General features: G+C 49.2%; 5 protein-coding genes and 2 pseudogenes. All 7 read right to left on the bottom strand.

The annotated features are described in order from the left end of the window. Window positions 1–532: 532 nt before the first annotated feature. The 7 genes and pseudogenes from QUE23_RS03675 to QUE23_RS03650 all read right to left on the bottom strand — a co-directional run bounded on the left by QUE23_RS03675 (window position 533) and on the right by QUE23_RS03650 (window position 11,108). A pseudogene (locus QUE23_RS03675) lies at window positions 533–1,149 on the bottom strand (outer membrane beta-barrel protein). Window positions 1,150–1,534: 385 nt separating this feature from the next. Then, entirely contained in the window at window positions 1,535–1,855 is a 321-nt protein-coding gene (locus tag QUE23_RS10160) for a zinc ribbon domain-containing protein (RefSeq protein WP_434802003.1), read from the bottom strand. A 14-nt stretch (window positions 1,856–1,869) separates the two neighbouring features. Continuing rightward, window positions 1,870–2,067 (bottom strand): transposase, encoded by a 198-nt coding sequence (locus tag QUE23_RS10155; RefSeq protein WP_286349220.1) that lies wholly within the window; start codon window positions 2,065–2,067, stop codon window positions 1,870–1,872. A 420-nt stretch (window positions 2,068–2,487) separates the two neighbouring features. Beyond that, a pseudogene (gene tnpA, locus QUE23_RS03665) lies at window positions 2,488–2,980 on the bottom strand (IS200/IS605 family transposase). 86 nt (window positions 2,981–3,066) lie between these two features. Next, window positions 3,067–10,743, bottom strand: coding sequence for an outer membrane protein (locus tag QUE23_RS03660; protein WP_286349264.1), 7,677 nt, complete (start codon window positions 10,741–10,743; stop codon window positions 3,067–3,069). 24 nt (window positions 10,744–10,767) lie between these two features. Beyond that, the gene (locus tag QUE23_RS03655; protein ID WP_156241317.1) at window positions 10,768–10,929 is read right to left on the bottom strand and encodes a hypothetical protein; all 162 of its coding nucleotides are present in this window, start codon (window positions 10,927–10,929) and stop codon (window positions 10,768–10,770) included. 2 nt (window positions 10,930–10,931) lie between these two features. Continuing rightward, window positions 10,932–11,108 carry a hypothetical protein gene (locus QUE23_RS03650; protein WP_286349263.1) on the bottom strand — a complete coding sequence of 59 codons (177 nt, stop codon included), beginning with the start codon at window positions 11,106–11,108 and terminating at the stop codon, window positions 10,932–10,934. Between the last annotated feature and the right edge of the window lie 797 nt (window positions 11,109–11,905).

The raw sequence follows: 11,905 nt of genomic DNA, 5'->3' as shown, positions 1-11,905 counted from the left end.
AGCTCTTGTTGGGGTTAGCCCCCTTTGATCAGTGCCCCCTGATGTAAGGCCTTTTTTCTTTAATTAGTATCCCTTATGGGGGTCAGTCCCTTGAGAATTAAGGAGCAGAACACAAACTCCCCCATTGGTTTTTACGATCTCCTTTAAGATATAGCCCTTGCACCACAAAAAGCAAACTCCAAAAAAGCGCATTATCGGCATTCATATTCTGCATCAACTTGATGATTTTATCCAATGGGCTCTCGCCCTGCTCTAAAGATTCCATCCGTTGTTTAGAGGTATCTTAGAGGCTAGAAGTGTTTTAATCAAGAGCGTTGGTCTCTTAGTGCAGAGTGTGCTCAACATCTAGTGAATGCTGGAGCAAGTTTACGATGCTTGTTTACAAAGTGTTGATATTGGTTGATTGGCCGGCTGTAAAAACCCACTCTACAACCCGGAGGAGTCCGTGCGGGCTCCAAAGTCATTACGTAAACAGGCTTCGATGGCGTTAGAAACGCTCTGTAAAACTTGTTGTAAAGCAATTCGCCAAATCTTAGAAAGTGTAATCAAGGTTGACATACCAAACATAGCGTCTAATGTCCTTTATTTCTTTTGTGATCTTTTGGGGAATCATGGGAAACTTGATTCCTGCTTGGATAGCTACATGTTTATTGAGTCGGATACGGCTACCTGCATTAAAAAGAAACTGAAACCCGGTGTGAGAAAAGCTATTGTAACTCCAGGTGTTGCCTGCCAGTTGAATCCCTCCAACCAAACCAAAGGCAAATGGGTCGGTTGCAATGAGATTCACAATCGCATCAGCAGCTCCACCATAGCTGTAAACATCCCATTTGCCTCTCGTTGGTTTTCCAAACTTTTTCCAAAAGGGCCAATCATCAAAAAAACCACTGTTGTTCCAATCAAAGAAGCCATAAATCTGTCCGCCAAACATTTGTTAGCAAACCCCACACCTCCCACTTGCGCACTTAGACCATAGAGAGAGAATCCACTCGACAAGGCCCTCTTGTATTCTCCTCCCCCACCCTTACCTTGTTGATACCCAAGTCCCACAAAAAAGCCATGCCTCTCTCCTGCCTGCGTAACCTGAGCTGTGCCCATCACCATTAGTGCCAAAAGTGCTAAGTTCTTTGTCTTGATTCTAAAAATCATAAAAACCCCCGATTGGAAATTTAGAATTGAGTTTATAGTAGCATTTTTAGCCTTCCATGTAAAAATATCTTAAAATACGATCTTGATGAATAGCCTTGCACATATATTAACAATTAACTACCTGCATTAAAAGCCCTAACACTAAAAGAGTGGGTGCCTTGTTTAAACTCATTGACCCCAGCCCCCAAGACTTATAAAACGCCAAGCTTTACCAAGAAAAAATCTATATGGACTACTTTAAAAAATCCATACCAGAATATAATGCTCCTGATTGTTTTGTGTATGTGTTTGAGAAGCGGTAGAAATTACAAACGCACGCTAGGAAAAACAACACCCTATACTCAACAAAACTAAAAGAACATCAACTTAACATAAGTCTATTGTTCTATAACGAATGTTTTAAACCTCGATGGCTTTTAAGTGGCAAATTACTAAGCGAGCTTGCGAATGCCACTTTTAGGGGGTAAGGTTTGCCCACTAGGCATGTTTTACAGCCTTGACTCCAAGAGCAAGCCCGCTCTCTATGAACATCAATGCTTACATTGAAGTCTCTATCCAAAGAAAAGCCACAAGAGAGATAATTTTGGCAGGCATTATAGGCCCGCTCTCTATCTTTTAGGCTCAAATCCTCTTTAAGTGCTCCACAGCTAGAACAAGTTTTAGAGCTGGGAACAAAAGCAACGCTTTTGATGAGACCTATAACCACTTGGGTTTTTCTCTCTAGAGGATAGCCCTTGCATTATAACAGTCCTCGCAGTTTGGCATTAGACGCGCAACCCTTCGGCTTGCGCACCCCCAAAGTTTAACCATACCCTTCAAGTTCAAGTCTTCAATGAAAATAGTGGCGTATTGTCTGGCTAGACTATTGGCAAGCTTGTAGAAAAAGTCTGTTCTCAGGTTTTTGATTTTTCTGTGCAATCTAGCAAGCCTTCATCTAGCTTTCAAGCGGTGATTCGAGCCTCTTTTCTTTTTAGAGATTTAGAACAAGATTTCATCAAAGGCAAATATTTAGAGAAAAATAAAGGTAAGGGGATTTGTGCGCCATGAGAGCAGGTGAGAAATGTTTTTAACCCAGCAAGCCCCACGCTGTTAGTGCCTGCAGGTTTAGGGAAAACGCTTGGCGTTTTTCTCCACACACCAGGCACAAGTTAAATCTAGGAGGTCTGCCTTGTTTTTAAAAAAATCTTTGATAAGCCTTGTCTATCCTCTCTACTAACTCCTGCAAGGTTTGAGAACCCAAAGTTTTAAAAAAGCAAAGTGTGTTGTTTTCATTGAGTTTGGTGATGTGCTTTGCAGAGTGTAGAGATTTAAGTGTTTCTTGTAGAGCCTTCATATCTCTTATGCCAAGCCATACCATGGTTGTAGCAAATGCCATAAAAGCGTAGAAGCTTGCTGATGTGCTTGTGCTTGCTTGCATGGTAGAGTTTCTGCTTGTAGGCGATTAACATCGTCTTTCCACTTGTTTTCAAAGGCGCACCCCCCTATAGAAGAAATCAAACAAGAGTTTGTCCATGGTGTGGGTAGTCTTGTTCTCAAATGCACAAACTCTTGCCTTAAAAGCCGACTGCTTCTGCCTTTAGCTGTTCTAATAAACTTCATCACTCCAAAATGAGCGCAGCGGAGTTTCTATGCTCCTTTCTGTTTCCATTTCTAAAATCTCCACCTCTAATTCTTGTGCCACTTCTAAAACAATTTGTTTCAATCTTATCTCTACCTGATTTACAAGAACTTTTCTCTTGTATTTAGGACACCACACAGCATGGTATTTGCAAGTATAGACAAGATTGTTGTTGCTCTTGTATTTGATCGTGGCTTTCGTACAAAGTGCCATTTAAAGGGCAAAGGTAAAAAAGAAAGCAAGCCCCCTCAAAGGGGCACAGGGGCAAAGCCCCTAAAATCCTAACAACCTCTCAAAGATTAGAAGTTGTAAACATAGTTGAAGTAAACAGAAACATTGCGTTTGTACGCAATGTCTGTTTTCACGCCATCCAATTCTCCCTTGAAGTAGTAATTCACCGCAAGGGGGATTCTTAAACCGATTTCAAAGCCATTGTGTCTGTTGACATTCGTCCTAAAGCCCAAATTCAAGGGGATTTGGAAGTAGCTGGTGTTCATGACCGCATGGCCGCCGTGTGAATTGTCGTAATTCATCAAGTAGGTGTAGTAACTTTGCCCTTTGACCGCCCAGCTAGAGCCATCCAACATGAGCCCTGCAAACAGACCTGTGGTGTATTTGCCATCTTTGCTTTCGTAGAAGTTATACAGCGCATCCACCCCAGCCCCATAGACAAAGTTGTCAAGTTCAGCTGCATTGCTGTTCATGAATGTGCCGTGTTGGTAACTGAAGTTGGCGTAGTAGCGCACACCCCAGCGTTTCTTTTTGCCAAAGAATTGTTTATACCCAAACTGCACATCGATGCCATACATGTTGCCATTGGAGTTCATGGGCACCATGCGATGAGCGGAGCCGTAAGTGGCAGTGGCGGTCGCTGTTGCCATTTTACTAAGATCGCTGTTAAGCTTCATTAAGCTCGCCTTGGCGAAAGCAGAAGTTGTCTGTAAATTCTGCAACAAGGTCTTGAGGGCGTTGACTTGCTGTTGAGGATTGCCAGCGGGCATTTCAAGGAGCTGAGTCGCGCCCCCTTGTTTGTCAAGAGCCACCATGAGCACGCCGCCATGCGCCCCGTCGCCGTTTCTCACTTCAGCTGCCACCTGTGCGCCGCCCCCGCCTCCACGGCTTTGTTGCATCAAAGTACCCAAAGCACTCACCACTTGATCTTGCAAGGTGGCAACTTCGCTCACCAAGTTTGTGAGGGCCTGTTGAGCGGCCGAGGGGTTCAAGTTACCGGTTTGCATGATGGTTTGGTAAGCGGTGGTGATGGATTTTTGCACCGCTTGCCCGTTGGCACCGGTGTAGTTGGCTTCCTCAGCTTTTAATTGAGCCATCAAGGCGGGTAAGTTGTAGTTGGACGCCATGTATTCGGCTTGGGCGGTGGTGACCGTGCCAAGCTCTTGTAAATAGCTGCTCTCTGTGTTGGAGTTAAACTGTGTGTTGCCAAGCATGGTGAGTGCGTTTAAGTTGTTTTGCAAGGCGGCTTGGGCAGTGGCCGCAGCCTCGATTTGTTGCGCTTGTTTGGCCGCCGCAGAAGTGCCATTAATCGCATCTTGCGCCGCCGTGTAAGTAGCCCCACTGGTTTTCATGTTGCCTAAAACCGTCTCGATCTTTTGGATGGTAGAGGCATTTAAAAGCCCACTGCTAGAGGCGCTGCTAGCGTTGGTGCTAATCCAAGTTGCGCCAAGTTTGCTTAGTAAAGCCTGCAAGCTGGAGGCGTTGTTGAGCGCATCGTTTAAGACGCTTGCGGGGGTGGCTTTTGCGCTGTTGAGCAAAGGCGTGATGGCAGCTATTTCTTTGCTGTAAGAGCTCATGCCACTGTCGCCAAGGACTGTCGTGATGGCACTTTCTACCATATTCTGCATCATCGCAGGGGTGAGCGCAGAGCTAGACAAAGCCGCGCTAACGGCAGCCGCAAGTTGTGCGGAGGTGGCAGATTGTATAGTTGTGGCGTAGTTGGAGCTCCAAGAAACCCCCCCTTGGGTCAATTCATACACCACGAGCCCGGCAAAGTTAGTGGGCGCATTAGCCGTGCCTGGAGCCGTGGGCTGTGTGCTGTCGGCTCCAACACCAGAACTGCCGTTAAGCCCATTGAGGTAATTGGTCGCGGCTTGATCGGCGTTTAACACCCCACCCGTGCTGCCGGCATTAGAAGCAGACCCGGCACTAAAGATCGCATCGGCTTGTTGCACCACTTGGGCGATGGCTTGGTAAACCGCAGGGGTAAGACCAATGGCTTTTTTGTCAGAATTAGCCCAAAGAGTCTGACCGCCACTACCTAAACCAGGGGTGCTTGATATAGATGAGGCTGTAGAGGCTATTGTAGAACCTTGCACAGTGGTGTACAAAGAGTTTAGAGTCTGCGCCTCTTGAATGAGCTGGGGGATGGCATTGACCAAGTTTGCGCTGTTGGGGTTAATGTGGTTGGATAGACCGCTGTTTAAAATTTGCAATGCCCCATTTCCAGCACCGCCCTGAGCCCCGTTGGTTCCAATGAGGGTTTGTGCCGCGGTTAAAAAGTTCACTAAATCGCTCCCGTGACTTGTGGGATCGATGCCGGTGGCACTGACCCCGATGGCAGTGAGCGCGTTTTTGAGGGCTGTCCAATTGCCCGCATTGTCGCCAGTAAAATCACCAGTGGTGGGAGTGGTGGCAGTGTTGATTATGCTTGCCAAAGAGGAGTTGCTCTCTAAAGCTTGCAAAATTTGGGTTACTTTGCCAATTTGAGGGCTATTGATAGCTGTAATCCCACTTAGACTATCCCCGCCTGTAGTGCTTAAATTGGCTGTTAAAGCCGTGATATTTGTAGTGAGTGCACCAAGCCCCGTACTCCCCGTGCTGGTTTGGAAGTTTGTAAAACCTTGTGAAGCGGCGGTGCCCGCAGCGTCTGTTTGGATCGAGCCAAACATTTGGTTTAGCTGCACGATCGCTTGCATACCCGCAAAGACAGTAGATTTGTTGCTAGTGTTGTTCCCATCTTCAGTTGGGCTGCTTAAGTCACCAATGGTTATAGCCCCAGAACCCGCAGTTCCACTAGCCCCTGTGCTAAAGAGTTTTCCTAGAGAGGAGAGGGCAGAGGCACCTAAACCTGAAGAACCGCTAATAGTGTTATACGCTGTTTGGATGGTGTTGAAGCTAGAAGTGTTCGCATTCGTGCCTCCGGCAGCGCTGGGGGTGATGGGGGCGAGGTAAGAGGTGATACTATAGACATTCTGCGCGATTTTGTCTAAAGCATCTTGCGCGGCGGTTTGCGCTACGCCAGAAGTGGGGTTTAACAAAATGCTGTTGCTGGAGTTGTCTAAATTGGCAATCAAGCCGTTGTAAGTGCTCAAGTTCGTCATCTCATAACCCATAGCGGTGGTGAGGGCTTGGAAATTGCTGGTCATGTCTGCGGTGGGGTTATAACTGCCAGCACTGCCTGTAAAGAGTGTGCCGCTTGTGGTGGTGTTGAACAAGCCCATAATGCCAGTTGCGGCGTTTTGGAAAGTGGTGGAATTGACCGCTTGATCTTTACCCATCACCAATGCGTAGGGGTTGTTGTCGATAGCCTGTTGGACTTTAGCTTGTAAGCCCTGCAGATATTGCAAGCGATTAAGCAAGCCCTGCAAGTCTTGGACATTAGTAGAAAGGGTGCCGCTGCTTGTCATCAAGCCTTTTGTGCTGCTCTTTGCCTGCAAATAGTTTAAAATTTGCGAAGCCACGCTTGTCCCTGCCGTGCCCGTACCCGCAGAGGTAGCGGTGAGGCCGTTGAGCAGATTGATGTTGTGGTTGTAGGTGTTTAAATCTTGGATAAGTTTCACCACATTGCCGGCAATGTTGGCAGCAGTGTTGCTCGAACTCAATGTGGGGTCTTGCAAGGCGCTGATGAGTTGCCCTAGAGCCGTGGCGGCATTGGAGGCTTGGCTAAACGCCGCCGCGTTGGTGCTGGTGATGTTGAGCAGGCCGCTGTTGATTTGCGCCGCGGCTAGACCACTGCCAGCGGTGGTGAGGGCAGTGTTCGCACTGTTCAGATTGTTTGCGTCTGTGAGCAGTTGATTAACGCCGATTGCACTGCTAGCAGCATTGGTGTTGCCCACAAGGCTTGCCATTTGGCTAAGTAGGCTGGTTGCCCCGGCTGCGTCGCTTGTGGGGAAAGCAATGGCTTTCCACGCAACCAAGGCGTTGTAGAGAGCCCCGCTAGAGGTCCCATCGCCAGGAGTTGTGAAATAACCCTGGAGGGTGCTTATAGTTGAGGCAGAAATGCTAGAGGGGGCAGCATTGAGGGTGTCGCCTAAACTCATCAATTCTTGAATGAATTGTGTGGAGTTTATCCCATCTTTAAAAGTGCCTGATGAGGGTTCTAAGGCATTGTAATAGGCAGAAGAACTACCCAAAAGATTATTCACCACCCCACCATTGGTAGAAAATGCTTTGGTGTAATTCGTGCTCGCTGTGGGGGCGTTTGCTGTGCCGCCCACGACATTGCCTAGCAAGCTGGTGATGGTGTTTAAATTCACAAGGTTTGTGAAATATCCACTTGCGGAGGCGTTGGCTTTAAACCCGCCCCCTAAAGCGCCATCGCTGGCAGGACCCACACCCTCAGAGGGCTGGCCGATCACCTTGCCCGATTGTATAATGGTGTTGTCGTCAAAAATATTGCTGATGTTGCTTAGATTGCCCGGGCTTTTGCCAGTCTGGCTGTTTGCGCCAAAGAAAGAGGGATCTAAATCGTAGAGTTTGCCCACAGCGGTGTTGAGCGTGCCTAGAGTGGAGCTGCTGGCGCTGATAGAGCCTAGCGTGCCAAGCGTGCTTGAAGAAAAGTCAGAAGTGCTCACCAAGCCTTGGATGTTTGTTAGGGCAGTTTGGATGCTATTGGCCGCAGCGGTGGCAAAGCCTAGGTCGATGCTGGGTTTGGCCCCCGCATTGGTGAGTAGCGTAGAGAGGGTGTTTGAGGTAAGGCCTACCCCTTTAGAGGGTGTAGAGGTATCCCAACTGGCGTTGGTGCTGTTGCCAATGTTCGACCAAGTGTTGTAGGCACTAAGGTAGCTTTGCACTTGTTTTTCTAAAGCGGCGATGGTGGCACTGGGGTTAGTGGCCATCCCGCTCATAAAATCTTGTTGCTGGCTGGGCGTGAAAGCGATTTCCACTTGGTTATTGTAGTTTGTGATGGCTTTTTGCATCGCAGCGATTTGGTCGGCGATTGACCCCGTTACCCCAGTAAGCCCAGTTCCCAAGAAAGTGGTCCCCCAATTAGTAACTTGGTTGCCAGCTCCCATGATCGCATCGATGTTGGCGACATCAGTATTAACACTGCTTACAGCCGTTTGGAGTGCAGTAATGGTAGAGTAGGTGGTGGTGGCAGCGGAGAATTTGGTCAAGGGGTTAGTGGTGGCAGAGTTTGCGCTAGTCCACGCCCCAGTGCCCCCAAGGAGCGCAACGATAGCAGCCTCTGTAGCTGCTTGGCCGGCCCCCGCCGCAACTGTGATTGTGTCCTTGATTGGAGAGGCGCTACCAGACAAGGTGGTGAATGCCCCAGCCAAGGTCGTGGCTGTTGCGGTTGCTCCACTGACTTCGATGGCTCCCGCCTCCAAGGCTGCGACGACTGTCTGTAAATTGCTCTTAATGACAGCAGCCTGTGTGGCAGCAGCTACCATATTCGCTGCAGTGTTGCTTGCAGCCATGGTGTTTAGATCTGTCATGGAGTTAAGCGCCGTTTGCATTTGCGTAAGAGTCACGCTACTGGATGTAAAGGGAGAGGTGCCCGTGTTTCCAAGGTCAGTGTTGAAAGTGCTTAAAGTCGGTGCCGTGATGGTTTTGCCCCCCGTGGTGTTGCTGTTGAGCAACCGCTCAATGCTGTACACGGTTTGGGCGATGAGGCCTTGGTTTTTATCGCTGGCGGTTAAAGCCGCGTTTAAGCCCGTGAGGATCTGCGCTTGGGTGTCGGGCGTGATGTTGCTGTTAGGATCAAGGGCAGCTCCGATGTAGGCGTTTAGCAACTCTTGGGAGGTGTAGATCGCGCGGATTTGGTTGATCACTGTAGCCGCACCATTGGTGGTGTTGTTTTGGCCTTGCAACGCGTTGGCCGCAGCGTTTTGTAGCCCTGCGGTGAGGATTTGCGAAGCCACAGACCCCCCGCCTTTAAGCAAGCCCGCCAAAGTGCTTTGCCCATCGCTGTAAGTGATGGCACTACCTAACAATTTAGAGAGCGCGGTGTTGATGGTGTTGTTGTAGGCAACTTTGTTTGCCGCGCTCTGTGTGGTGTAAGAGGTGATGTTCTTGTCGGTAGAGGTGGGGGAGGCAACATTGATGGGGTAAGAGCTGCTTTGATTTTGCGTGGTCGCAGTGTCGTTAGTGGTGGTGGTGCTGCTTACATAAACGGTACTCGGACTTAGCACATTTCCAAGCGCGCTTAGGGCATTGGTTAGGGTCGTGTAAGCCGCAGAGCTGCCATTAAAGGTGTTGTAAAGCGCCTGCGCGATGGTGGAGGTGGTGGAGCTAGTCACTCCCCCGGTAAGGAAATTTGAAGTCAGCAAGCCATTACCCGAGGCTAGACCATCGCTCCCCTTAACATTGTTGTAAGCGTCTTCAAACGTGATCAAACTATTGATGATGTCGGCGTTGTTTGCCCCCTTGTTAAAAACCGTGCTGTAACTGATGGCTGTGCTCTGGCCACTTGGGGTGTAGCCAGTTTGGATCGCCTTAGCGATGTTGTCGTAAGCGTCATAGACCACTTTATACTGGCTGGGATTAACCAAGCCATTGAGGGCGGTTTGCAACTGGGCTTGTGTGGCGACCCCAAACTTCCCGTTTGTATTCAAGGCATTGATCGCCGCAGCCACTTGGCTGACACTCGCCCCGTTTAAGATGTTGTTGGTGATGTCGCTCAAGTAGCCCTTCGTTGTCACCGTGTCGTAGAGCTTGTAAGCGGCGATGTAGTTGGTGTTGGAGATGTAGCCATTGACCGCCCCCGTTGTTTTGTCCGTTGTGGTGCTGACAATCCCCCCATTGACAAGACCTTGCAAGGTGTCTAGGCTTTGCAAGGCTGCAAGGGCATTGTCTGCAACTGTGTAGGTGTTGGCTAGACCGCTTGTATCTGTAGCCGTGGCAAAGAGGGCTTTACCGCTTGCGGTGCCGGCGCTAGAGCCTAGAGCACTAATGCCCAGTGCGTTGGCGACAGTGTTGATGCTCGCAGCTAGACCAGTTAAAGAACTCGTGGTGTTGTCGGTGTTGGCGGTTTGGATGCTATTGAGCGCGTTTAAGAAATTCGCCCCCACAGAACCCACAGCTCCGCTAGAGCTGTAGTCGGCGACATAGTTGGCGACCCCTGTTGCGCCCGAGCCCGAAACACCGATGCTGCCATTGATGCTTTGGATGGTGTCGTAAATGTTTTGTAGGAGGGTATCAACACTGCTGACTTGTCCGGGGTTGTTGAGTAAGGAGCTTGCAAGATTGCCCTTAGCATCACTCATACTCCCCGTAGAGGTGGTCCAATAGGGGTTGCTCACACTCGCACTGGGGTTTAAAAGGTTATTGCTGGCAGTGGGCACGCCCGCAAAGGCAGAGCGGTAGCCGTAGTAGATGTTGGCGTTAGAAAACTGACTGCTCAAGCCCTCTAGGGGGTTGGTGTAGTTGGTGCCAAGATTAAAATCAGAGAGCAAGCCACTGGCACCATAGAGGTTGTAGTTGGAGATTTGGGGGTTGTTTGCAAGACCAGAGCCTCCACCAGATACACCTCTATAGACTTGCCCGGCACCAGTGCCAAATCGGGTGGCAGTCCCATCGTCATTAACCCAAATGCCCGTAGCGGGGTTGCTGCCAAAGGTGCTAGGGCTGCCGGCACTAGCTCCGGCTGAATAGTTGCCCCCCAAGAGCCCAGAGATGGAATCGACCAAGTTATCGACATTCATAGCATCAGCGTCCAAAGCGGGCACAAAGCCAAAACAGCTGGCTAGGGCGAGGCTGATGGTACGTTTATAAGATTTGCGTTTTGAGTTTCTTTTCATGTGTCGCGGTGTCCTTGAGTGGTGTTATTGAACTTGTTTATAAGTGGGCAAGCCATTGGGGTTGATTGAAGTGCTCCCACTGTAGTTGGTTACATTGTTAGGGCCGGTCCCGGTGAAACTGGGCGCTTGGGCTGCGGTCGTGGAGTTCGCGCCTAGGTAGGGGTTGCCATTGAGGGTTTGGGGCATCATCACCCCTCCCCCCCCCCATTTGTGGCTTCAGCACGGGTCATATTCGAATACTGAAACCCCACACTTCCATAGAAACCGGAGTTTTCAGCAGAAAGAGAAGAAGTCAAGGCTAAAAAGCCAATGCCTAGAGAAACAAAAGTGAGTTTTTTAAAACTTTGTTTGCATGCACTTGTCATGTCAGTCCTTTCACGAGATTTAAAGATGAAATACTCAAATAAAGAGTTCAGTATACTAAGACAAATGCACTTATTGTTTGCTTAATTTTACTTTTTGTAAACCTTAAATTGTTTGGTTTGAAAACTCCGGTTTCGTGTTTTGTATATGACCCGTGCTGAAGCCACAAATGGGGGGGAGGGGTATTTGCGCCCAACGGCATCAACCCCTTTAAAAACCAAAGCAACACCGTCAATAACCAGGTCGCCGTACCCGATGTTGTCAATAAGCTCACCCCCAACTCTGGCGCAACCATTTGTGTGCCCTCTGCCGGCAGTAGCTGTAATTAGTGAAACGAACTCAAGAACACCACAACAAAGGATTTCATTTGAAACGAAAATCTTCTAAGCGCTTGCGCAAAACTTCTTTTAGTTTGGCTTTGGTCTCTTGCCTCTCTCCCGGCTTGGATGCGGCAGACATCACGGTCGAAAATCTTGTCAACTCCGTCAGCGGTCTCTTGGGAGGCAATTACCAACTCAGCAGTGGTTCGTACGATGGACCTAGCGGTCTTCAATCTTGGAACACCAGTGGCAACCTTGCCCCCATTTACAACCCCACGGGGGCTAGTGGCAATACCGGCACTGCTCTCACCGGCAACGCCAGCAATGGCTTTGGCATCGGCAACACTACAGACTCCACCTCCACGCCCGTTTCTAACCCCTACCCTGCCAACTGGAACCTCTTTGGCAATGCCAACGGCCTCATCAGCACCATCCTAGGCTCTAGTGGCAATGGGCTTGACATCTACAGCTTTGGACCG

Source organism: Helicobacter felistomachi, assembly GCF_030296895.1.
Classification (GTDB): domain Bacteria; phylum Campylobacterota; class Campylobacteria; order Campylobacterales; family Helicobacteraceae; genus Helicobacter; species Helicobacter felistomachi.
Note: the sequence above shows the minus strand (reverse complement) of the source record. Positions and strands in the feature narration are given on the sequence as shown.